A 24,969-nucleotide genomic window follows, 5' to 3' on the forward strand; every position below is an offset into this window, starting at 1 on the left:
TATTGCCATGTCAGCAAAACTTTCAACAATAACAACACAATACCGTCGATTCACAAAGAATCAGGTACTTACAGAAGGAAACCTTAATGAGGTAGTAGATTTTTTTGACGATCAGGATCGCCTGTCCCGCATTTACCTGAGTGGCGTTGGTATAGTTTGCGGACTTTATCCGGCTTATAATGAGGATAAAAAAACTATTTCAATAACGCAGGGAACTGGTGTTACTACTGATGGTGATCTTTTTAAATTATATCAGGCAGATGCATTAGGAAACAAAAAAATTGATTTTGATTCTAAAACCTATACACATTGCAAAATTTATGACAATACAAAAGCGGCTTATAAACCATTTTTTTATGATGGTCCAAGCAAGCAATGGGCTCTTTTTGAACTCTTGACAGAAGAACAGCAAAAAAAAGAAAAAGACCCTTATTTTTCTTTAGCAGAATTTGCTGCAAATACAAAATTTGAGTTTAAAGAAGCCGTAATTCTTTTGTATCTGGAGTCCTATGAAAAAGAATCTGACCTTTGCGTAAGTCTTTCGTGTGACAATCAGGGATTAGAAATTGTGGGCAATTATAAAGTTTTAATTGTCAGCAAAGACGTTGCCACACAAATAATGAATTATGACAGCATGATTGGCAAAATCAATTATTCTAATTTATACTATAATTTGCCAGACTTAAAATCAAACAGAATTGTACTAAAAAAAGAAGATTTTGTCCATCTTGATGCTATAAAACAAACTTTTACCAAAGGAATTTTCAAAAACGATGTTGTTAAAAATTTGCAGGAAGGCTACAATAAACTGTTGACAGGCTTAAATATGCCAATCATTTCAGATGCTATTCAAAAAAAGATAGCTGAACTATTTAATTTTGAAGGAAACCCGGTACTTCCTCCCGATTTTCAATATCTATATGATCTTCTTAACGATCTTGTAGATACTTATAACGAAACCAGAGCACTGCTGCTGACTATAGATGATAGTTATTGTTCTCCAGATATTAATGCTTTTCCAAAACACTTAATGCTGGGCGAGCTAATAAAAACAGAACCTTGTTTTGAATTCCGCCATGCTTTTTACAAATCGCCTTTGCTTACAGGAGAAAGCCTTAGCACTTGTAATGACTGCCTTGCAGATGATGCCGTTCCTGGTGAAGATTCAGAAAAAAAGAAAAAAGAGGAAAAAGCAGATGAAATTAATATATGCTACGGCGAAGACACAGCCAGACAAAGAATCTACAGTCTTATACTGCGAAGCGCACAATTATTAGAAAACTACAATCCTTTATATGAGGATATAAAAATTACACCGTCTTTACAATTAGGTAAATTGGGCAAAAAAGCCATTCCGTTTTACAATAATGTAAACGATTTGCTTATTAACGCCTGGGATTTTGATAAAACTATTTTAGGATTACAAAAAAACAATGTTAGTTACCATGATGATTTATTGAATACTAAAAAACCGCTCGAAATTCATCTTGATAGTGATTTTTATAGAATTGAAGGACATCAGGGTCGCAATTACAAAGAGGCACTAAAAGATATTCAACAAATTAGATTAGAAAACGGACTGGGATTTAATATAATGATCCTGGCAGTAAATGCTGATGAACAGGATAAAACGATCCAAAAGTTCACCCAATATTACCTCAACAAAAACCATGGTTACGAGCATAAAGCAGGCGTAGTTCCCGGCGGTACATTTATAATGATATATCTGGAAGAAAAAATACCTTATTATAATAAAAGCCGCAGACTATCTTTAACTGGTGACTTTGAAAAATTTGCTGAAGGCATTCCAATTTTAAATCCGGTTGTTGCTGATTTTTCGCTGCCGTATTTATGTTGTGATGAAAACAATATAGGGCTTACTTTACCAGTAGATAAAATTTGCTTTGACAGCAAAACACCGCCTCTGCCTTTCAAAGTATCTCCAGCTGGAGGTTATGTAAAAGCCAATGTTCGACGTGATCAAAACGGAGGAGTAACGGTAAATGAATATGGATTACTTGTTTTTGATCCAAATTTAGTCAGTAAAGAGTTAATAGGCCAAACCATAACATTTACGGTTAATAATTTTGATACTGAATGTGCCATAACCATTTTTGAAAAACCAAAATTCGATTTTGTTGCTGTTCCTTTAAAACCTTCAGGAATTAGCGAAACCATAGTTACTTTTACCGTAACCGGAGAAAATATTGAGGGCAATAAATATATCTGGGATTTTGGGGATAAAACCACTCTTGTAGCAGATGATAAAACAGAAATAAAACACACCTACAAGTATAATAGTGAATCGCAAAAAAAATTCACATTTGATGTTACTCTTAATGCAGATAATGGTAACTGCGGATTTCAAGTTAGTCATCCTGTGAGTTTTGAAATTGAAGACCCAAAAGTACTGGTAGATGGAAAATTAGTAAACAAAGTATCTTTTTGCAGAAACGATAAACCGGTGATCCTTACCCTTGAACCAAATATAAAAGGGGCCGTTATTTCTGGAGAAGGAATTGTAACAACAAGAGGGGGAGTTCAGTTTAATCCGGCTGGTGTTCCTTCGGGTGTAACAAGCGTAACCATTTTGATCGACGGCAAACCATCTAATCTTGTAATTTCACTTTTAGATCTGCCTACTGCAAGTTTTGCTTTTGTTATCGATCCATTGGGAAATCTAACCTTAACCAACAACTCTTTAAATGCCGCAACTTATACTTGGCAAATTGATAAGGAAATAATAAGTACGGATAAAAAAGACCCAATAATAAAGCTAGTTTCTTCATTTAATCAACCTTCTATTTTCGTTGCATTAACTGCCGAAGGCAAATGTGGCTCAGTAACTGATGGGCCAAAATTAATTGAGTTTAGAAAAGTGCCTGAAGTAAATATATGCCTTGACAATGCCGATTTATTTGTGAAAGAGGCAATTGAAACGACTACCAATTTAAGAGAAACTTCCGATATAAATAAATTCAATAAGGAAACTGTTAACTTCATTTCTGATACTGAAAGCAGATTTCTCGATGTTCAAAAAGATCTTGCGAGTTACATCAACGGTAAGTCAAATGCTAAAATATCCGGATTGTTCACACAGGAATATTTCAATTCTATATCCACAGTTGTTGCCGCTGCCATTAAATTGCAAAATTTAAATCAGATTGCTGCGGTACAAACACTTATAAAGCTAAATACTTCATTGTATTACACTATTTTAAGATGTCAGGATCCGGAAACGCTTAAGGCTTCTGAAAAACAAATTTTCCCGGCAGGATTACTTTTTAATAATTTATTTAAAAGTTTCGTAGAAATAAAATTCAATGCCGATAAGGACGGATCATTGAAAGACTTTTTAGCAAGCATGCTAAAAGTATTCCCAAAAGTCGATTTTATACTGACTAATTTAAATATACAAATAGGAGACCTTACATCTGATGGTAAATTCAAATAAACATATAATCAATAAAGTTTTCCTTGAGATAAATACCAATTCTAAAGAAAAAGGGTATTATCTCAAGGACAATATTGATGCGTTTTTACAAAAGGAAATATTCTCGTTTTTAGAAAATTATTTTAATGAATTAGATTCAAAAAATCCTTCGCACAGCATACAATTAGATAAACTTAATCTTGATATTTCCATCAATCAAAATTTGGATTTTGAAGATTTTAAAGGGCAAATCCTAAACAAAATCACAAAACAAGTTGAAGAAGTTTTTGAAAAAAAAGATGCAAATATAGAAGGCTATAAACTCATCAAACCACAAGAAAAAGAAATAGAAAGCTTTTTTTATTTCCTGGAAACTGGCACAAATGCCTGGTGGACAACTTTAAATCCTGATTTTAAAATAGTAGATGACACCACATTTGATGAAATCCTAAATGATGAAACCTTTTCTTTTAAGTGGATAAATGCAGTCCAAAAACCAATTGTAAGAACAAGGTTTATCAAACAATTTAGTGACAGCCAAATTGTAACCATTATTAAAAAAGGGATATTGCTTAAAAAAAATAGTGCCGACAGCAATGCCAAAATAAACAGGATTGAAACTATAAAAAAACACATTGAAACCAGTATTACAAAAAATCAATTGATTCCTAATCAACGATTTTTAATGTGGGAAATAGTTGTTTTAAGTCTTTTGGAAACAAAAAATGCAATTGTAAAACAAAAGCTTTCCAAATTGATTTACAGTGTATTTGAATTTCATAAAAAGAAGAACTTTTTAGAACACAAAGAACTTTTTCTAAAAGAAATTGAAAATCAGATTGAAAGCCAAAACGAACTGGAATTGCTGGCTAATCTTGATGCTATTGTTTTGATTATCGAAAAAAAATTAGACAACATTATTTTAAAAGAAAAAGAAACAGGAAAAGAAACTTTTCTCAAAAACCAAGCTTCAATAAAAATGGAGAAAGAGATAGAAAAAGAGAAAGAGACAGAAATAGAAACTGAAACAACAATAAAATCAGAAAAAATTCAGGAAAATAATGAAAAGACATCGCCCGATCCGGATTTGATTTTGTCAAAAAACAAAGAGACAAAAGAGATAAATATTCAAAGCGACGATAAAAATGTCGAATCATTATCAAATAACTCAAAAGAAAAAACTCCGGATGATCACGAAGAAGTAATCGATAAAAAAGAGCTTTCTTTTGAAAAAGAAGAAAAAGAACAAGAAATATTAGCTGCAGATATTAGCGAATTATATCTTGACAATGCGGGTTTAGTATTGATTCATCCCTTTTTGAAATCCCTTTTTGATAATTGCAAACTGCTCAATAAAGACAATACTATAAATAATCCCGAAGTTGCCACGCACCTTTTGCATTATATAGCCACAGGAAAAGAACAGGATTATGAGAACGCTATGGCTTTTGAAAAATTCTTATGTAATATTCCAATAGTGCAACCTATAGAAAGAAACATTCTACTCTCTGAAGAAATGAAAAAAGAAGGAGAAGCAATGCTTCAGGCGGTATTAAGCAATTGGGATATAATGAAAACATCATCGGCAGAATTGCTGCAAAACGAATTTTTGCAACGCCCCGGAAAACTGAATATTAATGGAGACGACAGTCCGGTAATAATTATAGAGCGAAAAACACAAGATATTTTATTAGACAAATTAAGCTGGAATTTGAGCATAATAAAATTGGTCTGGAAAAAACGAATCATATATGTTAACTGGTAAAAATTAAAAGTATGAATATTGAGAATGCCTCTTTTTTAGAATACGATAAAAAAAATATTTTTATTGAACAGCAAAAAGCGTTAGGATTTGTATTCGATAATCTTGATTTATCGAAAATCGCCTTTTGCGGAGGAATCGCCGATTATTTGAACCTTCGTCAGTACTATCAAATGCGTGTAAATGATTTGGATATAATGTATGAAAACGAAGAAGATTTAAACCCAATTAAGAATAAAGTTGACATAAAGAGATATACCTCTAAATTTTACAGAACCAAAAACGGAGAAACATTGGTTTATAAATTCAAAATCTATGGTAAGGAAATAAATGTAGATAATTTCCCCAATGATTTTTCGAGATTAAGCCTTACCCAATCACCTCTTTTGGGCAAAATGGTATGGCACTCCTCATTTAATGAAATGAAAAAATTTCATAACAATGAGATACATCTAAAAACCTCGAAAATAGCAGGAATAAATTACGAATGGAGACGATTATATAAACACAGCCGAAAAGCTTCTTTGTACAACAATGTAACTTTTCTGGAAGAGAAAAACTTAATTCATACTATTAAAAAAAATATTTTATGAAGGAAGAACCTAGAATAATTTACAGCTTAGATGCATTTCCTGTTAGTAATAATCGATGGAATCAAGGGAATAAATTTAAAGAAACAATTTATTCGACTGCATTAAGTATACTATACAGCCATTTATGGTATCAGGATATCGAACTTTATGCTGATGACACTTCGTATAAGTTTCTTTATATGCTTCCTTGCAGAGTTACTAAAATTAACAGTAATAAAGACAAAGTTATTTGGATGAAATCGAAAATTGATGTGATGGAAAAACAAACCAAACCTTTTGTGCATCTTGACAATGATGTCTTTATAAAGAAAAAAATAAATTTTGATTTTGATAAGGTAATTGTTGAACAAAACGATTACGAATTATATGGTATGTACCAATACCGTGTAGATTTTTTTAATAAATATACTCAACATTTAGACCATTGGAAACCAGATTTAGGATATGCATTTAACTGTGGTGTATTAGGTTTTAGAGATTTGGAACTTCGGGACCAGTTTTTAAAAGTTTTTTATGATTTAGAAGAAGTTTTTATAAAAAATCATAATCCAAAAATAGCAAAAATAGAACCCTGCATTGTTTTAGAACAATATAATCTTGCGTCATTATTAGCTCATCATAATATTAAACCAACATTATTGCTGTGGAAAAAAACATTGTTCGAAAATTTTCAGCTGGCAGATAAAATGGGTTACTCACACATTGTAGGTCAAAAAAAATATAGAAGTGACATTGTTCAGGAAATAGAAAACAGGCTTTTTAAATTGTTTCCGTATTGGTACAAAGAAGTAAAAAATGCATTAGAAAAAGAAGGTATCTTTTAAAAACTATAAATAGCTGTATATGAAACAAACACACAAGATCATTTATAGCCTTGATGTACTTCCCATTATGAATAACAGGTGGGATATGGGAGACAAACTAAAGGAAACGATCTACATGACAGCTCTAAGTATATTATACAGCCATTTGTGGTATGATGAAATTGAACTTTACGTAGACGAAATAGGCTTTAAGTTCCTGTATATGCTTCCTTGTGCTGTTACCAAAGTGAACAATGACAACAAAATAGAACTTTGGATGAAATCTAAAATTATTGCCATGGAACTGCAGACAAAACCATTTGTTCACGTAGACACTGACATATTTATTAAGAAAAAAATAGATTTTAGTTTTGATGATGTAATAGTAGAACGCAAAGAAGATACTTATGAAATCCATTATAAGAAGCAGGTAGAATTTTTTAATAAATACACCAATAACTTACCTTATTGGCATCCCAATTTAGGCTATTCCTATAATTGTGGAATTTTTGGTTTTAACGATCTCAAACTCCGTGATGAATTTATAAAAAGCTATTATGATTTAGAGAAAATATATCTTGAAAATCAAAACAACTTTTCTGTATTGAAAGAAGAAGGTTATGAAACCTGCATTTTAATAGAACAATATACGCTTGCATCGCTATTGAATTATAAAAACAATAATCCTGCAATACTATTAAAAGGAGAAAACATAACAGAGCAAGGAAAATACGCCGATAGTATTGGGTATTCTCATTTTTTTGGAATGAAAAAATATGAAAAATATGTTGTTGATGAAATTGAACTTCGGCTCTCTAAAATATTTCCGTATTGGTATATGCAAATCAAAAGCGCATTAGAGAAAGAAGATGTTATCGCGAATAATCCGCAGTTTGTTTAGTCAAACAAATTATTAACCAAAAATGGTAAAATAATATATCATGAGAGAATTTGAACACAAAAAAATAGCAAACCCCTCACCTTCTCCTTTTTTTGGACCAAAAATTCAAAAAAAACTAACCACAGGAACTGTAGGAGACAAATACGAAACAGAAGCAGATAATGTTGCTGATAAAGTAGTGAACAAACGTAAAACGGGAGGACTCTTGCAATCAAGAAGCGAAGAAGCTATTCAGCAAAAACCTATTTCAGAAACCATTTCAACAGTTCAAAAACAAGATTTAGCACAAGAAAAGCCTTTGCAAAAAAAGGGCAAGGAAAAAGAAGAAGACAAAAAAGTTCAAAAGAAATCCGATAAGGAAGAAGATAAAAAAGTACAGAAAAAAGGAGAAAAAGAGGAAGACAAGAAAGTCCAAAAAAAATCCGACAAGGAAGAAGACAAAAAAGTACAGAAAAAAGGAGAAAAAGAAGAAGACAAAAAGGTACAAAAGAAATCCGACAAGGAAGAAGATAAAAAAGTACAGAAAAAGGGAGAAAAAGAGGAAGACAAGAAAGTACAAAAAAAATGTGCCGAATGCGAGGGCGAAGACAAAAACGTTCAGAAAAAAGAAGAAAAAAAGGAAAAAAAACCAGTTCAAAAGAAAGAGCAAAATTCAGAAACTGAAATTCAGAACAATGCCTTAGAAAGAAAGCTCGACAGCTCAAAAGGAAGCGGAACCGGATTAGACAAAAAAACCAAAAAGGAAATGGAATCTGGTTTTGGCTCTGATTTCAGTAATGTAAAAATCCATACCGATGCCAGTGCTGTTCAAATGAGTCAGGAATTAGGCGCGCAGGCTTTTACCAATGGTAATCATGTTTACTTTAATGAAGGGAAATACAATCCAAGTTCTCAGGAAGGAAAACATTTATTAGCGCATGAACTAACCCATACGGTGCAGCAAACCGGAGCCAAACAAAAATCAGGAACAATACAAAAATCATCTATTGAAAATCATCCTGAAGATTTACAAGCAGAGAGACCCCAAAATCCACAGTTTAAAGGCAACCCTCCGCTTGAAAAAGCCAATGATAATCAAATGCTGATCTCTACTGGTCAAAAAGGGAATTATGTTGCAGAATTGCAAAAGGGGTTATTGGAAGCAGGTCAAAGTTTACCAAAATTTGGAGCAGACGGAGATTTTGGAAGCGAAACACGAAATGCGGTAATCGGCTTTCAAACAGATAATAATTTGAATAAAATTGACGGTCTTGTTGGCCCGGAAACTATAGGAGCGTTAGACAATGTACTGGTGGCAGAAAAAGGAGGCAAAAAAGAACCTCCGCCATGCAGCAGGAAAGATTTTGTTGCTATTCTTGGAGGTACGTTCACTAATCAAATATCAGGCAATTTTTTTGCAGAAGAAGGATGCGAGAATCGTTTAAAAATCGTCGCACAAGATTTACATGATAATTCAGAAACAGGCGGCTGCAATGCGTTTGACGTACATGTAGATGGAAAATTGCGAGATACAATTAATCCAACAACAAAAAAGAAAACAACTTTCGTTTCATTGCCCGGTTTAAAAAAAGGAAAACATACAATCTCTTTAACAATTCCTCCATTTTGTAACGCACAAATAAAAGCATCTGTATCAATTAAATAAAATTTATTCATGCCAGTTTTAACCAAAAAAACAAATACGAATCCTTCGCACTCTGCGTCACATCATGACAAAGGGAAGGAATCTTTTTTTGGGGTACAGGCAAAATTGAATATAGGAAAATCTAACGATAAATTTGAAACAGAAGCCGATAGAGTCGCAGACAAAGTAGTTGCCAATAAACAAACAGCAAAAACAGACACTTTCTTTTCGCCATCGCCGGTAATGCAAAAGAAATTGGCGGGTGATGTTCAAAAGCAAGAAGAACAAAACAAAGAAATTCAACGAAAAACTGCACCCGAAACCATAACACCAGTTGGGCAGTTAAATGGTGAATCAATCCAAAACAAACTTGATTCCAGAATACCAGAAAAACGAGAAATTAATCCGGCTTTTTCTTCAAAAACTTTAATTCAACATAAACTCGAAGATAAAATCCAGAAAAAAGAGGAGACAATTCAGAATAAGACAGAAGTCAAAAAAACAGAAACTACCTCAAAAACAAATACACTTTCACTCAAACCTTTAATCCAAAATAAAGGGGAAGAAGAAAATGTACAACAGAAAAAAGAAGAAGAGAAACAGGCTAAAGACGACGAAAAACAAATACAAAAAAGTGCTGCTGCCGATGCGAATCCTGGCGACAACTCAAATTTAGAATCTAATTTAAACAGCAGTAAAGGCGGAGGTTCTCCACTATCCGGAAAAGTAAAAACCGAAATGGAATCAGGCATTGGAGCCGATTTCAGCAATGTCCGTATACACAATGACTCTAATGCTGTTCAAATGAATAAGCAATTGGGAGCTCAGGCTTTTGCAACCGGAAACAATATTTATTTTAACGAAGGAAAATACAATCCAAATTCGAAAGAGGGCAAGCATTTACTCGCTCATGAATTAACACATACTGTACAGCAGGGAGCTGCCATTAGAAAAAAACCGGAACCTACTATATCCCCTGCTCCCGAAATGGTTCAGGGTTCGTTCCTGGATTTAGTTCCAGACTGGATCATCAATGAGGCACGACACGTTCCGGGTTACACTCTTTTCACCGTTATTATTGGTTATGATCCGCTGCGACAAGTTGATGTAGAACGAACTCCAATTAATCTCGTTGAAGGCTTAATGGGTCTTGTTCCTTTTGGAACTGCTATATTCGACAAGCTTCAGGAATATGGAATTTTACAACAGGTTTTTGACTGGGTAGAAGGAAAATTAAGCGAACTCGGATTAACAATCGACAGTATCTTAGATTTAGTTGAAGAGGTTTGGGACGAAATATCATTTCCTTACACTGGTATAATTGACTTAGTTACTGAAAAATTTAATGAAGTAGTTAACAGAATAACTTCTTTTGTAAGTTCAACTGTAGATCAGGTTATTACCTGGATAAAAGAAGCCTTGATTGGTGTGGCAGAACCTATACTGGCAGAAAACAAAGCCTGGTCATTAATCAAAAAAATAATCAAATACGACCCGTTACGCAATGAAGCAGTCAATGCCACAACGGTTGAAATATTAGAAGATTTCTTAATACTTATAGACAAGCAAACAGAGCTTGAGCAAATGCGTGAAAAAGGCACGCTGCAAAAAACTGCCGACTGGCTTGACACTCAGGTTGGAACTTTCAATTCATTGTTAGGCGAGCTTCGCGGACTCATAACTGCAGCCTGGGATGCTATTCAGCCTGCAAATTTGGTCAATATTGCTGATAATCTTTCAGCACTTGCAGCCCAAGCTGGAGGATTTCTGCAACGAGTTTGGGATTTTGCTTCAGGCGTTGCACTAAAAGTATTAGAACTTGTTAAGGAGTCATTACTAGGATGGCTGTCTTCTCAAGCAGCTACTGTAAGAGGTTATTCGCTTATTAAAGTAATTATTGGAAGAGATCCTTTTACACAAGAAGCTGTACCTCGCACAGTTCCAAATCTAATACGAGGTTTTATGAGCCTTATGGACGGCGGAGAAGAACAATATGCACAAATGGTTGAATCTGGTGCAATAGCCAGAATTGTAGGCGAAATTGAAGCCGCAGTAGCGACACTCAACATGACGCCGCAATCTATAATTCAATTGTTTACCGACATTTGGGATTCTATGAGTATCAATGACCTCATCCATCCGATAGATGCTTTCTTGAGAATCATTGACAAATTTGGAGAACCTATAGGCCGATTAATTGCTTTTGTAGCAGAAATTGTCCGAATCGTTATTGTAGCCATTCTCGAAATCATGAATTTCCCATTTGACCTTATCGGAAATATCATTACAAGAGCATTAGAAGCTATTGATGACATCAAAAAAGATCCAATTGGTTTCTTAAAAAATATACTGCGTGCGCTTAAACAAGGATTTATACAATTCTTTGACAATATTGTAACCCATTTAATAAATGGTGTAACAGGCTGGCTAATGAGCGAGTTAAAAGATGCTAATATTCCGGCACTTACTGATTTCTCATTGCAAGGTGTTATTACCTGGGTAATGGAAGTGTTGAATATCTCAATGGAAAAAATCTGGGAAAAACTCGCCGCACATCCCCGTATAGGGCCTGCAAGAGTTGCCAGAATCCGCAGCATGATTAATACACTTGAAGGTATTTGGACATTTATTAAAGATGTTCAGGAACGCGGTATGGCTGCCATTTGGGATAAAATACAAGAACAGCTTAGTAATTTATGGAATACCGTTCTCGATGCCGTGAAAAACTTTGTCATGGAACGCATCGTGAACAGAATAACCGCAAGATTGTTGAGTATGTTAGACCCAACCGGAATCATGGCGGTGATAAACGGTGCAATGGCGTTCTTTAATGCGATACAAAGTTTTATAAAATACTTGCGAGAAATGCTCGAAGTTGTCAATTCGTTTGTCAATGGCGTAGCTGATTTAGCCCGAGGTAATGTCGCCACAGCCGCAGATTATCTCGAAAGAACTATGGGACAAGCTATGCCGGTTGTGATAGGCTTCTTAGCCAATCAGGTTGGATTAACCGGAATTGGGGCAAGAATTGGCGAAATGATTATTTCTGTACAACAAATGGTTGATGAAGCACTTACATGGCTCGTGAATAAAGCTGTTGATACGGGAATGGCCTTATTAGACAGAGTGATGGGAAGAGGTGAACCGGAAGCTGCAACTCCTGCTGGTCCACTTGCGGGAGCTTTAGCGGAAATTGATTCTGAAACTGAAAAAGAAAATGATGAAGGAGAAGTTACCGCTGATGAAGCTCAAGCCATTAAAAACAAAGTCAATACAGATCAGGCATCTGTTATAAATATTTCTTCTGTAACTGATGGCGGAGAAACCTGGGATTATAATTATGTTCAATTAACTAAAAAAATTACTCCTAAAAAAGTTACACCAAAAACAGTAATTATGCCTACTGTTATGGATAAAGGAAGACCAAAAACAGTTGTTGCAAATCCATTAACAAAAAAACAACCTGATAGTGGAGCCGGGGAATCCAGAGTAAACAGAAGTGTAATGACAGGAAATAGCTTTATAGATGCTTTTGTAGCTAAAAATGCAGGTAATCAATCTGAAACTAAAGGTATTCACGTTTTATCTGCTGCATTATATGGAAAAGCAACTAACGACAATTTAGCTTTTGGTACACAATCTTTAAACACAAATATGGATAATGGTCCAGAGCAATTTGGAAAAGATAATAAATCAAAAATTTTAAAATACTCAATGACTGTTAATTATTATCAAGATTCTAAAAATGATTCAATTTTTGCATTACCATCTCCTAGTAATGCACAGTTAACTTTAGCACTTGGTTTTTATATTGCGCAATCTATAACTGCCCAAATTGATGAAATAAATGGAACTACTCTTAACTCAGTCTATTCGCAGACTTTAACAGGTAGTTTTCCAAATATTACAGGTATAGCCGCTACTCCGCCAGAGCAATTAGTAACAGATTTATTAAAGAGAAACAAAATTTCAGGACAAATTAAAAGAGACGGAAAGGTTTACAAAAAAACAAGTTATACAGGATATAGAGAAATAGCCAGAGATCTTTCCAGAACAGATGCAATAATAAGAGATGCAATCAATAATTTAATAGATGATGTAATAATCAAAGAAGGTAATAACTATTATGTAAGATGAAAAAGAAATATTCAGAAGAAGTAGAAAAATTATTCAAATTCGGAAAAACAGATTTGTCTAAAGACTGGCCAAATTATGCTCAAGAATTGAACATTGGAGAAAAAAATGCCAACGAACTAATCGACATTGTAAAAACTTCAAATTTAAGCCATGCAATTTCAGGATTTACTATAAAAGATTTTGCTTCAAGACATGCATGGAGAGCTTTAGGTCAATTAAAAATTACAAAATCAGTTCCTATTTTATTGGATGCATTAATTGACGAAAAAAATGAAGAGGCTTTTGATTTTCGTTCCGAATTGCCAAAAGCCCTTGTATTGATGGGGTTTGATATAATTCCAGATTTAGAAAAATTTATAAAAAACCCAAAAATTGAATGGGATTTTAAAGTTGTTATATTTAAGGTACTGGTCGAATTTGCATTACAGAGTTCAAAATATAGAGATTATGTTGTAATTATTTTTAATGAATTATTTATTAAATATCACAATGAGCCCATTTTTATTTCAAGACTTTTAAATGAACTATTTAAACTTGATCCTATTGAATATGAAGTAGTAAAAGAAATAATTAAAAAAGACCAATATGATTATGGCAGTATTGATAAGGAGAGTTTAATGCATTTTACCAAATTAGCTAAATTAGATTAAAAAGCTAACAAAATAAAAGTACCGATCTTTCTTTTCCCTAATGTTAATTTATAGCTATATCAAAACTTGATTTTTTTTTCAATCGAATTATAAGTATAAAATGGAAAATGTATTCACTTATCTAAAAAACCAATTCGTATTTCAGCTTGATAACCTTTTTCAGACCGAAAATCCAATGGAAAAACCTGTTTTGAATCAAGTTGATTCGAATGGGTTTATAAACGAATTCATCATCGAAAATAACCTGACAGAAATCGATACTCTTTTGTTGGGACTAGCTCTTGCGCCGCACTTGAAACCCGATTTTTTAAGTTCGATTATTGCCGAATATTTACCGAATGGCGGCGAATTACCCGAATTTGGAGGAATAAAAACCAAAAACCATCGCGGAATTTTACCAACGGGTGAAACGGCTCAGTTTTTAATTGCGGGAAATGATCTCGAAAACCGAATTTCATTTTATGATTACCTGCACAATCAGTCTTTTCTTTATCAAAAAAGAATCATCAAAATAGAATCTGTTCCAAATGGCGAACCTAAACTGAGTGGTTTATTGATTTTAGAAGATGAATACATCGAGAAATTCATTACCGGAAAAATTCTAAAACCGCAGCTTAGCAGTATTTTCCCTGCGCAATTAATCGAAACTCAATTAGACTGGGACGATTTGGTTCTCAATTCTTCTACTTTAAATCAAATTAAAGAAATAGAAACATGGCTTAAATTCAACGATATTTTACTTCATGAATGGAATATGAAATCTAAAATAAAACCCGGTTTTAGAGTCATGTTTTACGGTGCGCCGGGAACTGGAAAAACGCTTACCGCTTCACTTTTAGGAAAATATACCCAAAGAGATGTTTATAGAATTGATTTGTCAATGGTGATTTCAAAATACATTGGAGAAACCGAAAAAAACCTGTCGTCTCTTTTTGACAAAGCGGCAGACAAAGACTGGATTCTGTTTTTTGATGAAGCCGATGCCGTTTTCGGAAAAAGAACCAATGTGAGAGACGCACACGATAAATATGCTAATCAGGAAGTTTCGTATTTGCTGCAACGTATCGAAAATCATCCGGGATTGGTTATTCTGGCTTCTAATTTTAAAACAAATATTGATACCGCTTTTACTAGAAGATTTCAATCTATAATTGAGTTTGAAGTGCCTTCTTACGGCGAACGTTTAAAACTGTGGCAAAATAATCTGCCAAAAGGAATTAAGATTGCCGAAGATGTAAATCTTAGCGAACTTTCAAAAAAATACGATATTACGGGCGCGAATATTGTAAATATCATTCAATATGCCTGCCTGAGAACTTTAGAAGATCAAAACAAAAGTATCAACCTGAATCATTTGCTTCAGGGAATTAAAAAAGAATATGCTAAAGAAGGGAAAATGATGTAAATATCATTCAATAGTACTATACTCTTTTGTTTTAACAACTTGACCATTGACTACTTTTTCATATATATTTTTATAGTGTGTAACCGAATCGTTTTCACTAACGTCTGATCTAGTTATAATTTCAGAATATTTTATCGTACCGTTTTTATTAAAATAATGCTTTTTTATAGTTTCATCATCTAAAGTAGATGAAGTTGTAGAAAGTTTTCTATTAACCTTATCTACTTCGTCTATTGTATTGTCTGACAGCTCTTCAGAAAATTCAAATGATTTCGTTTTTTCGTTAAACAAATATATGTTTACCAAATCTGTCATGGCAGTACTTCCACTGCTTGTGATCAAAAAATCTTTAAAACCATCAAAATTTAAATCCTGAAAATGTTCGTTAAAATAATCCTCTGCATTAACATCATTTCCTGATTTAAAATAATCAGAATAGCTTAATAAAATCCTTTGTGTTTTATAGTCTCTTAATTCTATTGTAATTGCTCCTGAAACAGAATCAATTTGTTTCCAGTTACATTTTATATTATTAAGAATAAATGGTGGACTTACTTTTACAGAAGTATCTATTTTAGTTTGAGAAAGTTCTTTTACCGAAACCTCATCTTTGCGATCTTTTTTTGAAGAAACATTTTCTGCCGTATTTCTACAGCTCATTAAAAGTAAAATAATAAATATCGAAATAAGGTTTTTCATTTTTAGATGTTTTTAGAACTGAATCTAATAGTGATGTTAAATTCTAACAGCTTGTAGGTGCATAAAAGACAATGAATTTTTCAACTATCGCGTTTGTTTTACTATTCTTTGCTCTAATTTTATAAATGTATCTTGTTGTAAAAAAACTGGTTTTTATTTTATCAAGAGATTTAATATTTTTGATTTCATCTAACCATTCAGAACCGCAGTGTTTCCCTACAGCAGTTTTGAGTTCATCAATAGTAAAATCTATTGGGCGGTCTATTCTATCATCAATCATTGGGAGCTGTAAATCATTTTTATTGACTTTAAATTTAGTCCATTCAGAAGTGTAGCTTTTCCAATCTTCGATAAGGCAAAACGGCACATCAAGTTCTCGTTCTGTATCAATTCCCACGTTTATTTCAAATTGTCCATACAATTCTATTTCATCAAACTCTTCTTGTTCAATTTTAAATGATCTTTCAAGAGAGTAACCCGGATCAAGATAAAAAATGGCTGTATCTTTTCTGGTTTCATAAATATTATCGGTTTCTTCATATTCATCTTTCCAGCTTGTATCATCGTCACTCATTGAAATCGTTAAATCAGAAAATTTAATAGTAAGATCTGCTATTGCGTCATTTACTTTTTCTCCAGCCGATACTAAATCTTCTTTCTTTTTACTTACAATCTCTTTTTTATTCGGTTTTTCACTTAGCTCCTTTTTATTTTCTTGACAAGAGAATAACAGCATACTGATTATTAAAATTTGGAGCGTAATTTTCATAAGGGGAATGGTTATTTATTGGGATGATTATTTTTAATAGAGTTTGTGCTAATTCTCATGTTATCTATCAAAGCCAATTGCTCCTCTTTTTGGTGCGTATAATAATTTTAAATCTGAATAGTATTTATCAAATTCATCTTTAGAAATTGCTTCAACGTTTCGCAGCCATCTCAAATCATTTACCTGTGTTTCGTAGTTTAAATTAGGATCAAGGCTTAGATATCTTTCTCGCAAATAATTATCTCTCTCAAGAAACAATGTTGATATAAATTCATCAACAAAATTTTGATTGGGGTGTTTTTTAAATAGAATGAGATATCCATTATTATGAGTTCTAATTTTCCATGAATTTTCATTCATAAAAAAATATACGGTAAATAAAACAATTGCTATAAATGTAAAAACTATCCATGCGTCTGGGTCAGAATCTTTATCATTGCGGAAATAAAAAGAGATTCCTGCAATTCCAAAAATAAGCAGTGAAAGTACTAATATGATATTATTGGATGTTTTGTAAGTCGTTTTTTCTTTTGACAAATTTTCAAAGGCAACCATTCCTTCACTTTCACCTCCTATATAAGATGTTTTATAATTCAGTTTATTGTCAAGAATATTATATTCTCTTTTCGTAAATAATCTTCGCTGTTTTATTGTGTGCATTTATTTTCTTTAAAAATGTTGTCAACTTTATTTTCAAATATATTCATTTTCTACAAACATTCAATTCGAAGAAAACACTTTATACAACTTTCAACTGACCAATAATCTCAACAATATGTTCTTCATCGGTTCAGCAGCAACCCCGATAATACACAACCAATAATTTACTATTTTTATTCTTTAGGTCCTTACTTCAAATCAAGTATTTCTACCTAAAACCAGTTCATTCTATCTTTATAAATTAGCCTTATAAAATGAACGTCATTTTTAATTCTTTTATAAAGACACTATGAGCAATTTTCTTACTGCCCTTTTACCAATACAAAAAGAGTATCCTTTGCATGTTTTACCTAATAGAAATTTTCTTCCATTTAATGGAAAACCCATGTATGAGTATATGATTGAAAAATTACTGAAATTCACTCAATTTGAAAGTATTGTAATCAACACCGATTCTGAGGAAGTTAAAGAATATTGCAAATGGAACGGCAGATTAAGAATAATTGACCGACCGGAATCATTAATTGGTGAAGACATAAAATCAGATTTGATAACGGCTCATACTCTTGAAAAAATTTCGGGTGAACATTTTATCGAATTTCAAAGTTTTAATCCTTTATTGACAAACTTTACCATAGATAGTTTCATCAAACAATATACGGACTATGTCATGCCCGGAGAATATTTTGATTCGGTTTTCAGCATACAGCGTTATGAGTTGAGAAATTATGATCTCGAAAAAAGAGAAATGAATGATGAATTTCAATTTTCAATAATCGAAAATGGGATTCTTTATGGTTTTACTCGTACTTCTTTCCGCAAACATGGAAAAAAGATTGGAAAAATGGCTACAGTATCCGAAGTAAAAGAAATTGAAAATACGCTTTTGGATTCGGATACTAATTATGAATTAGTGAAATTGGTTTTTGCGAACCAAGATAAATTTCCTGCTATTTTTCATAGTGGAGTTTAATTTTTTAATTCATTAGCAATTTCAACAATATGTTCTTCATCAGTTCCGCAGCAGCCACCAAAAACATTTAAATGCGGGAAAGAATCTTTTAATGTTTTATATTCTTTTCCTAATTGTTTTGGTACTCCCCTGTCCAGTTCTGTGGCTTCGTCTAATTCGGCGTGGCTTTTACAGGATGCGTTTGCACGAATAGCTTTGATGCGTTTTACCCAGTTTTCATTTTTACTTTCGCTTAATTCGTTTAAAAAATGTGTTGGATGCGCGCAATTAATCATATAATATATTGGCGGAATATTGACACTTTCGTCTACTTTTTCAATAGCATCTTTTAGACTCATTCCTGTTGGAAGTTTGCCATTTGTCTCAACTGTAAAAGAAATAACTACAGGCAAATTAAAAGATGAAGCAGCTTTAACAATTCCAATAATTTCTTCAATATAATTCATGGTAAGTGCCGAAACAAAATCTATTGAGGTTTTACTAAAAGCTTCTATTTGTGCTGTATGATATTGCTGTGCTTCTTCAATACTCATACAATTTTCTGGTACATAACCGTCGCCGCGAGGACCAATACAGCCGCTTATTAAAATAGAATTTATATCGTTTTGAAATTCTGTTCTTAAATTTTCTAAAAGAGTAACGGCTTTTTCATTCAGTAAGGCTAATTCGTTTTTATGATGACCAATCTTTTCGATCCAATCTGGATTTGTGCGCCAGGTTGGGGTTTCCAGAATAAAATTGGTTTGATACTTTTTTGCGATTTTTAAATATCGGATGTAATAATTTTTAAGGGCATTATATCCTTCCTGATTTTTTAATAAATAAAAAGCGGCGAAATACGGAAGATCAAATCCTTCGAGAAAAACTAATGTAGTTTCGAGTCCGCCGTCTGTTAAAAATATTTCATCCGTTTCATTTGGCAAGTTTTTTTTATTGCTTTTCATTTTTTAAATAATTATAAATATTTAACAATCAAATAAATACACATATAAATATACAAAATTTGATATTCTCAAAAAAATTATTCAAAATCAGGAAAAGCTTTTTTTAATGGTAAAAAACCATTTCATTATTCTTTTATATTTTGAACTTTTTTAAGGAACATTTCATCGATTTCATCCAAAAATTCAAATGTATCCAAAGGAAAAAGCTGATGCACAACTTCTAAAATTAAAGACAAATTAATACTTGTTCTTCTATCTGTTTCCGAAGTTTTATGCACGTCGTGATCCACGCCCAAAATACATAGTTTTAGCATTTCACTAATAACGCATCCAAGCTCATAATAACTTGAAAACTTAACCTCAGCAATATAATGTTCATTTTCTTTATTCGCCGATTTTAAGGTTTTAAAATAGTAACGCATTAATTTTTTAAATTTCTCTTCATTTTCCATTTCATTTTTTTCCATAGTTATGTTACTTGTTTTTAATTTTTAGACATATTATTTTAGTAATTTTTCAATTTTAATATATAAGAAAAATCGTATTTTTACTGCTCGCAATTAACTAACAGATTTTATCGTAATCAACAAATGATAATTGTTTACTACAAAGTATTTTTGTTTTTTACAACGATCAAAAAAATCTAATAATTTTTAAATATCTTTGAGCTATGACTACAACAGCAAAACCAAAACATATTGGCAGAAACATAAGCCGAATTAGAGAGCTTAGAGGTATGAAACAGGAAGCGCTTGCTTTTGCAATTGGTGTTACCCAGCAAACAGTATCAAATATTGAAGGAAGTGAAACTATTGATGAAGAAAAATTAGATGCTATTGCTGAAGTTTTAGGTGTTTCGGCAGAAGCAATAAAAAATTATAGTGACGAAGCTGTTTTTAATATTATTGGAAATACAGTTAATAATCATGACAATGCCGCTCTTTTTCAATATCATCCGACATTTAATCCATTAGATAAATTGATTGAATCTTATGAAGAAAACAAAAAGCTTTACCAACTTTTAGTTCAAGCAGAAAAAGACAAAAATGAATATTTAGAAAAATTACTGAAATTGAAATAGGATTTTATCGATTTACTAAAACAAAAAAGAGGCTTGAAGGCCTCTTTTTTAATTGGTGTTTTTGGTGATTCAACAAATGATTGTGGTTAACTATTTTTCTATTTTCGACCTCTTCTTTTTCTTAATTGAAGAAATCTAAATAAGTAAATTAAACTTCCAAATATTAGAAACAGCAAAGCAAAATAAAAATAACTTATGATGTAATAAGTATCGTAAAAATTAATTGTAAAAAAATATTGAACAAAGTAAAAATAGATGAGCAATACAATACAGATTGCAAAAAACAACAAAAAGCTTCTAGTTAGTATTTTCATATATATTTTGATCATTAAAAAAAGCATTATACATTTTAAAATCACCTAGAGAAATGCCTTGAAAACCAATATCCTTTATAATGGTATGCATTACAGTTTGCGGGAATTTTTGATAAGAGAGTTTTTCTTCTACAATTTTTTCAATATCTAATATTAAATCTTCTCTGTTTCTAGTATCCAAATTTTGAGACTCTAACTCTATAATCTTCTCTTTTGTAAACCATGGTTCAGCGTGGTGCCATCCTCTCCTTATTACATAATAAGGTAATAAAAAACTAAGATGCAAGGTAATTGAAAGCAATTGACCGTTTTCAAAAACATTCAAAAAGAACGTAAAACATCTGTCTTGAAAGTTCTCTAATGCCGAAAAATCTTGAAATTCTTTGAGAATTATATCATTCTCAAATTCCTTTCTAATATTATCCCGAATTTTGAGATTTTCTTCGGAATCAAAAGAATCAATAATTTTTTTTAATCTTTTATATTCTATTGTTTCCAAATATTTATCTCTTTCATCCCATGGACATACATTCTTGGGATAAAATACATGTGCAAAATTTGCTAAAACTTCTTCTATCATTTTTCAAATTAATTTAACAATTGCAATTTGACTATCTTTATTCAATAACAAACACAGGTCCTACTTCAACATATTCTGTTTCGTCTTTTTTTTTGTTTACTAAAATAACAATGTAATTATCAAATAAATTCATTATTTTAAGGTCGCTTAGCAGTTTTTTATTATTGGCTCGATACAATTTCGATGATCCTGCAAATTTTTTAAAACAAATAACTTCTTGAGGTTTATTGCACTTTACAATCTTATGTTCCTTAAAATAAATTGCTCCTTCTCTTACATCATAATTATCCTTAATGATATATTGTTTTGGTTCATTATTTTTAGATTCCAAAAGATATTTGCCATCTAATTTAAAAAAAAAGCGTGTCTTTTGCTTTTTCCTGAGCAATTAACATATTAATGGAAAAGAAAGATAAAATGATTGTTATAATATATAATTTCATAGCAAGAATTAATTCGTCAATCTTTCTATTTTCGTCCTCTTCTTTTTCTTAATTGAAGAAACCTAAATAAATAAATTAAACTTCCAAATATTAGAAACAGTAAAGCAAAATAAAAATAACTTATACAATAGTAAGTATCATAATATGCATAAACGTAAAGATGCATATCAAAATAAAAATATATTATAAAAGAAATGCTGAGTGTTAGAAAGATTAAATAGGACTTAGTTATTGTTGTATTCATTTATTTTCTGTTGTTAAAAAAAGCGTTATACATCGTAAAATTACCAAGATAAATATCCCCAAAACTTACATCTAAAATTTTATACTCCATTAACAATCGCGGAAACTTTTTATAAAAAAGTTTGTTTTCAACTATACTTTCAACAGCAAGAACTAGTTCATCGATTTTTCTTTTGTCTAATTTTTCTTTTTCTAATTCTTTAATCCTTTCTTTTGAATAAAAAGGTTCAGCTGGATGCCATTGTTTTCTAATCGTATAATATGGAATTAAAAAACTTAAATACAAAGAAATTGAATACAGTTCTCCTCCTTCAAATACATTCAGAAAGAAAGTATAACATCTATCTTGATTACTATCCAATATAGAAAAATCTTCAAAATCTTTTAAAATTACATCATCTTGAAATTCTTTTTTTATGTTATTTCGTACTGATTGTTTTCCATCAGAATCAAAATAGTCAATTAGAGATTGTAATCTTTTATACTCTAAAGTCTTTAAATATTTTTCTTTATCATCCCAAGGACATACGTTCTTGGGATAATATAGATATACACAATTTGTTAAAACATCTTCTATCATTTTTCAAATTTAATTTAATAATTGCAATTCATTATTTTTATTTCTTTAATGAATTATAGGGTTTATGTGGAATCAATTATCACAAAGACCCGTTTCTCTTGGGTTTGTTTTATAATTTGTTGCAGGTAAAGGGGATTTTGAATTAAAATTTACAGTCCCACCATTTGTGTACATTCTATAATTATATATTAGAAGTTCTTGAAATTTAGTACGCAATGTTAATTCATTTGTTAATGTTCGAGTATACAATTTAGCCATCTCTTTCATCGTTTCATTAAGAACCATAGCAGAAACTGTCGCAGCTGCACCAGATGAAACATCTCCATTTCCTTTATTATAATTTATTGGCATACCAAAAAGCACTGCCTGAGGAAATATCATTGTATTTGTTACTTCAACTCTATTTTGAGTAAGAACAACAATTTTTAAGGTTATATTTTTGACTGCAGCTTCTTGCCAATTAGCTCCTTTTATTGATGTGAAATTAAAACTCTCACAACTAGGTGGTGTAGTTTCTATATTTGGCGTCTCACTTCCACCACTAGCACCAGTTCCATGATTTGTATAATCTCCGGGAGTTATGCCACCTGTATAATCCCAACCGCCATAATTGTATGTTATAATATATCCTGATGGGTCTTTATAGTTATTATTTACAACTACCTCTTTTAAATCTATTGCTCCACCGCCTGTATCTGTATCACAGTCTGTTCCAACCGGACACGGAACTTGATTAGAAGGGGCTTTAGCAGTTTTGCTTTTAGAACGCAGGTTAATAATACCATTTTCTACAAGTTTACCATTTTCAAACTTAGCCACTTTTAGAAATCCTTTTTTGAGATCCCCAACACTTATATAACCAGTAAAAATTTCACTTTCGATTAACGAACTATTGGGATCTGTGTTATTTTTATCAGGATATATTTCAATCAATGAGGCCTCGTAATAATTTTCGGCCAGTTTATAAATATACAGTTTTTGTTCCCAGGTTTCTGTGGGGTCTTTTTTGACTTCATTAATGGGAACTATAATTGTTTTTGTCCCGTCTTCTGAATTTGTAATTGCTGCATCGCTCCAGTCGTAGTTTAAATTCTGAAATAATGCATAATTATTTCCTTCGGTTTCATAGTTTTTAAACCATTGTTTGGCAGATAAAAGGGTTTTATCATTTGCCTGTCCTAAATGATCATCTGTCTGACACTTTGTAGAAGTGATTAAAATCATAAAAACGACAATTAATCTTGCTGCATTTTTAAATTTTGTTCTCATAGTTTTATGGTTATAAGTTAATTAAACCAATTTACCATGTTAAAAATCAGCATACCGCCACTAAAAGTTTAGAAAATATCAATATAAGACAATTCTCTAACCTTTAACTGTTTAGGTTTCTGCAATACTGATTTATTCCAAAAAATATAATTTTATAAGATTACAATAACAAGAAAACCATTCGAATGAATGGTTTTCTTGTTTATAAACTGTCCTCCTCTGCGAAGTGTTTTTTAATTAAGTAATCAGGAAGAGCAAACAACTCGTGTTTACACATTAAATACAAACCAATCAGCACTTTACAAAAAACAAATACAAATTGTGAATATCTATTTGCCGAAATCCTGATTTATTTTCCTGTAAAATCTATCTTTGGCATCCTTAAAAATTAGAAAAAATGAGTGCAATTTGGTACGAATGCAAAGTAAAGTATAGAAAAACCGATGAAACTGGAGGCCAAAAAGTTTTAACAGAACCTTATTTGGTAGATGCAGTCTCTTATACAGAAGCTGAAAAAAGAATTAATGAAGAAATGGCAGCATATATTAGTGAAGAATTTAAAATCACCAATATTAAAGTAGCAAATTATGCCGAGATTCATCCATTTGAAAATGCTGACCGCTGGTTTAAATCAAAAGTTTCTTTGATTGCTTATGATGAAGAAAGCGGAAAAGAAAGAAAATCAAATATGTATATGCTGGTTCAGGCAAATGATGTGCGAGAAGCTTTTGACAATACGATTCATGTTATGAAAAATACAATGGGTGAATATTCTATTCCTGCCATTTCAGAATCGCCAATTATGGACGTTTTCCCATATTTTAGCGGTGAGGAAGAAGAAACCGAAATGCTGGAAAGATTTAACGCTCTAAAAGCTTCAAAACCTGCAAAAGCAGATGAAGAAATAATAGATCACATGGAATTTGAAACCGTAGAGGAATAATTTTTTTTAAATCTCAAAAAATTAAAATTCCAAATTCCAATATTGAAATTTTAACAAATTAGCTTCAGAGAAATCTGGGGCTTTTTTATTTTGGGGCAGTAAAACTTATACCTGTTTTCAAATCAAAATAAATCCTATATTCGTTATACAAAACCATTTACAA

At 31.8% G+C, this 24,969-nt stretch carries 21 protein-coding genes; 12 read left to right on the forward strand and 9 right to left on the reverse strand.

All coding sequences use genetic code 11. The features are described from left to right. The first annotated feature begins 7 nt into the window (after positions 1-7). The 9 genes from APR43_RS14120 to APR43_RS14160 all read left to right on the forward strand — a co-directional run bounded on the left by APR43_RS14120 (position 8) and on the right by APR43_RS14160 (position 15,308). Positions 8-3,454, forward strand: a complete 3,447-nt coding sequence (locus APR43_RS14120) for a hypothetical protein (RefSeq protein WP_053470590.1) — start codon at positions 8-10, stop codon at positions 3,452-3,454. Next, positions 3,438-5,198, forward strand: coding sequence for a contractile injection system tape measure protein (locus APR43_RS14125; RefSeq protein ID WP_053470591.1), 1,761 nt, complete (start codon positions 3,438-3,440; stop codon positions 5,196-5,198). Before APR43_RS14120 ends, APR43_RS14125 begins: the two co-directional genes overlap by 17 nt. Positions 5,199-5,209: 11 nt before the next feature. Next, on the forward strand, positions 5,210-5,788 hold the full coding sequence (locus APR43_RS14130) for a hypothetical protein (protein WP_053470592.1): 579 nt from the start codon (positions 5,210-5,212) through the stop codon (positions 5,786-5,788). Beyond that, on the forward strand, positions 5,785-6,612 hold the full coding sequence (locus APR43_RS14135) for a DUF6734 family protein (protein ID WP_053470593.1): 828 nt from the start codon (positions 5,785-5,787) through the stop codon (positions 6,610-6,612). Before APR43_RS14130 ends, APR43_RS14135 begins: the two co-directional genes overlap by 4 nt. 19 nt (positions 6,613-6,631) lie before the next feature. After that, entirely contained in the window at positions 6,632-7,492 is an 861-nt protein-coding gene (locus APR43_RS14140) for a DUF6734 family protein (RefSeq protein WP_053470594.1), read from the forward strand. 40 nt (positions 7,493-7,532) lie between these two features. Beyond that, entirely contained in the window at positions 7,533-9,137 is a 1,605-nt protein-coding gene (locus tag APR43_RS14145) for a DUF4157 domain-containing protein (RefSeq protein ID WP_082356375.1), read from the forward strand. Positions 9,138-9,146: 9 nt separating this feature from the next. Continuing rightward, on the forward strand, positions 9,147-13,253 hold the full coding sequence (locus APR43_RS14150) for a DUF4157 domain-containing protein (RefSeq protein ID WP_240514956.1): 4,107 nt from the start codon (positions 9,147-9,149) through the stop codon (positions 13,251-13,253). Further along, positions 13,250-13,903 carry a hypothetical protein gene (locus APR43_RS14155; RefSeq protein WP_053470595.1) on the forward strand — a complete coding sequence of 218 codons (654 nt, stop codon included), beginning with the start codon at positions 13,250-13,252 and terminating at the stop codon, positions 13,901-13,903. Before APR43_RS14150 ends, APR43_RS14155 begins: the two co-directional genes overlap by 4 nt. A 100-nt stretch (positions 13,904-14,003) precedes the next feature. After that, positions 14,004-15,308, forward strand: a complete 1,305-nt coding sequence (locus APR43_RS14160; protein ID WP_053470596.1) for an ATP-binding protein — start codon at positions 14,004-14,006, stop codon at positions 15,306-15,308. A 3-nt stretch (positions 15,309-15,311) separates the two neighbouring features. Here APR43_RS14160 and APR43_RS14165 read toward each other — a convergent pair whose 3' ends face one another. From APR43_RS14165 to APR43_RS14175, 3 genes are read right to left on the reverse strand one after another with little or no spacing between them, the layout of a single operon-like run. Then, positions 15,312-16,007: an XAC2610-related protein gene (locus APR43_RS14165; RefSeq protein ID WP_053470597.1), complete on the reverse strand. Its 696-nt coding sequence runs from the start codon at positions 16,005-16,007 to the stop codon at positions 15,312-15,314. Positions 16,008-16,050: 43 nt separating this feature from the next. Then, positions 16,051-16,776, reverse strand: coding sequence for a hypothetical protein (locus APR43_RS14170; RefSeq protein ID WP_123924618.1), 726 nt, complete (start codon positions 16,774-16,776; stop codon positions 16,051-16,053). 60 nt (positions 16,777-16,836) lie between these two features. Next, positions 16,837-17,436, reverse strand: a complete 600-nt coding sequence (locus APR43_RS14175; protein WP_053470599.1) for a cytochrome b/b6 domain-containing protein — start codon at positions 17,434-17,436, stop codon at positions 16,837-16,839. Between the two features lie 289 nt (positions 17,437-17,725). On the opposite strand from APR43_RS14175, the gene APR43_RS14180 reads away from it, so the two are divergent. Beyond that, positions 17,726-18,409 carry a cytidylyltransferase domain-containing protein gene (locus tag APR43_RS14180; protein ID WP_053470600.1) on the forward strand — a complete coding sequence of 228 codons (684 nt, stop codon included), beginning with the start codon at positions 17,726-17,728 and terminating at the stop codon, positions 18,407-18,409. Here the strand turns inward: APR43_RS14180 and APR43_RS14185 are convergent. Both APR43_RS14185 and APR43_RS14190 read right to left on the reverse strand, forming a co-directional pair. Then, positions 18,406-19,353 (reverse strand): homocysteine S-methyltransferase family protein, encoded by a 948-nt coding sequence (locus tag APR43_RS14185; RefSeq protein WP_053470601.1) that lies wholly within the window; start codon positions 19,351-19,353, stop codon positions 18,406-18,408. The genes APR43_RS14180 and APR43_RS14185 overlap by 4 nt on opposite strands. Before the next feature lie 125 nt (positions 19,354-19,478). Then, on the reverse strand, positions 19,479-19,820 hold the full coding sequence (locus APR43_RS14190; RefSeq protein WP_053470602.1) for a hypothetical protein: 342 nt from the start codon (positions 19,818-19,820) through the stop codon (positions 19,479-19,481). 203 nt (positions 19,821-20,023) lie between these two features. On the opposite strand from APR43_RS14190, the gene APR43_RS14195 reads away from it, so the two are divergent. Then, positions 20,024-20,434 (forward strand): helix-turn-helix domain-containing protein, encoded by a 411-nt coding sequence (locus APR43_RS14195; RefSeq protein WP_053470603.1) that lies wholly within the window; start codon positions 20,024-20,026, stop codon positions 20,432-20,434. A gap of 297 nt (positions 20,435-20,731) precedes the next feature. On the opposite strand, the gene APR43_RS14200 is transcribed toward APR43_RS14195, so the two are convergent. The 4 genes from APR43_RS14200 to APR43_RS14215 form a co-directional block, all read right to left on the reverse strand. Further along, a complete protein-coding gene (locus APR43_RS14200; protein WP_053470604.1) occupies positions 20,732-21,328 on the reverse strand; it encodes a hypothetical protein in 597 nt (198 codons plus the stop codon). A gap of 37 nt (positions 21,329-21,365) precedes the next feature. Beyond that, a complete protein-coding gene (locus APR43_RS14205; protein ID WP_053470605.1) occupies positions 21,366-21,659 on the reverse strand; it encodes a hypothetical protein in 294 nt (97 codons plus the stop codon). A 356-nt stretch (positions 21,660-22,015) separates the two neighbouring features. Continuing rightward, a complete protein-coding gene (locus tag APR43_RS14210) occupies positions 22,016-22,594 on the reverse strand; it encodes a hypothetical protein (RefSeq protein ID WP_053470606.1) in 579 nt (192 codons plus the stop codon). A gap of 72 nt (positions 22,595-22,666) precedes the next feature. Next, a complete protein-coding gene (locus APR43_RS14215) occupies positions 22,667-23,863 on the reverse strand; it encodes a hypothetical protein (RefSeq protein ID WP_053470607.1) in 1,197 nt (398 codons plus the stop codon). 397 nt (positions 23,864-24,260) lie between these two features. Here APR43_RS14215 and APR43_RS14220 point away from each other — a divergent pair, with 397 nt between their 5' ends. Beyond that, the gene (locus APR43_RS14220) at positions 24,261-24,806 is read left to right on the forward strand and encodes a DUF4494 domain-containing protein (RefSeq protein ID WP_053470608.1); all 546 of its coding nucleotides are present in this window, start codon (positions 24,261-24,263) and stop codon (positions 24,804-24,806) included. Positions 24,807-24,969: the final 163 nt, after the last annotated feature.

Source organism: Flavobacterium sp. NLM, from assembly GCF_002210235.1.
GTDB classification, from domain to species: Bacteria; Bacteroidota; Bacteroidia; order Flavobacteriales; family Flavobacteriaceae; genus Flavobacterium; species Flavobacterium panici.

Coding starts and splice junctions, on each gene's coding strand:
- APR43_RS14160 (WP_053470596.1), top strand. CDS start 14,004: ATGGAAAATGTATTCACTTATCTAAAAAACCAATTCGTATTTCAGCTT.
- APR43_RS14210 (WP_053470606.1), bottom strand. CDS start 22,594: ATGATAGAAGATGTTTTAACAAATTGTGTATATCTATATTATCCCAAG.
- APR43_RS14130 (WP_053470592.1), top strand. CDS start 5,210: ATGAATATTGAGAATGCCTCTTTTTTAGAATACGATAAAAAAAATATT.
- APR43_RS14180 (WP_053470600.1), top strand. CDS start 17,726: ATGAGCAATTTTCTTACTGCCCTTTTACCAATACAAAAAGAGTATCCT.
- APR43_RS14145 (WP_082356375.1), top strand. CDS start 7,533: ATGAGAGAATTTGAACACAAAAAAATAGCAAACCCCTCACCTTCTCCT.
- APR43_RS14155 (WP_053470595.1), top strand. CDS start 13,250: ATGAAAAAGAAATATTCAGAAGAAGTAGAAAAATTATTCAAATTCGGA.
- APR43_RS14195 (WP_053470603.1), top strand. CDS start 20,024: ATGACTACAACAGCAAAACCAAAACATATTGGCAGAAACATAAGCCGA.
- APR43_RS14170 (WP_123924618.1), bottom strand. CDS start 16,776: ATGAAAATTACGCTCCAAATTTTAATAATCAGTATGCTGTTATTCTCT.
- APR43_RS14185 (WP_053470601.1), bottom strand. CDS start 19,353: ATGAAAAGCAATAAAAAAAACTTGCCAAATGAAACGGATGAAATATTT.
- APR43_RS14125 (WP_053470591.1), top strand. CDS start 3,438: ATGGTAAATTCAAATAAACATATAATCAATAAAGTTTTCCTTGAGATA.
- APR43_RS14165 (WP_053470597.1), bottom strand. CDS start 16,007: ATGAAAAACCTTATTTCGATATTTATTATTTTACTTTTAATGAGCTGT.
- APR43_RS14190 (WP_053470602.1), bottom strand. CDS start 19,820: ATGGAAAAAAATGAAATGGAAAATGAAGAGAAATTTAAAAAATTAATG.
- APR43_RS14200 (WP_053470604.1), bottom strand. CDS start 21,328: ATGATAGAAGAAGTTTTAGCAAATTTTGCACATGTATTTTATCCCAAG.
- APR43_RS14135 (WP_053470593.1), top strand. CDS start 5,785: ATGAAGGAAGAACCTAGAATAATTTACAGCTTAGATGCATTTCCTGTT.
- APR43_RS14140 (WP_053470594.1), top strand. CDS start 6,632: ATGAAACAAACACACAAGATCATTTATAGCCTTGATGTACTTCCCATT.
- APR43_RS14150 (WP_240514956.1), top strand. CDS start 9,147: ATGCCAGTTTTAACCAAAAAAACAAATACGAATCCTTCGCACTCTGCG.
- APR43_RS14220 (WP_053470608.1), top strand. CDS start 24,261: ATGAGTGCAATTTGGTACGAATGCAAAGTAAAGTATAGAAAAACCGAT.
- APR43_RS14215 (WP_053470607.1), bottom strand. CDS start 23,863: ATGAGAACAAAATTTAAAAATGCAGCAAGATTAATTGTCGTTTTTATG.
- APR43_RS14175 (WP_053470599.1), bottom strand. CDS start 17,436: ATGCACACAATAAAACAGCGAAGATTATTTACGAAAAGAGAATATAAT.
- APR43_RS14120 (WP_053470590.1), top strand. CDS start 8: ATGTCAGCAAAACTTTCAACAATAACAACACAATACCGTCGATTCACA.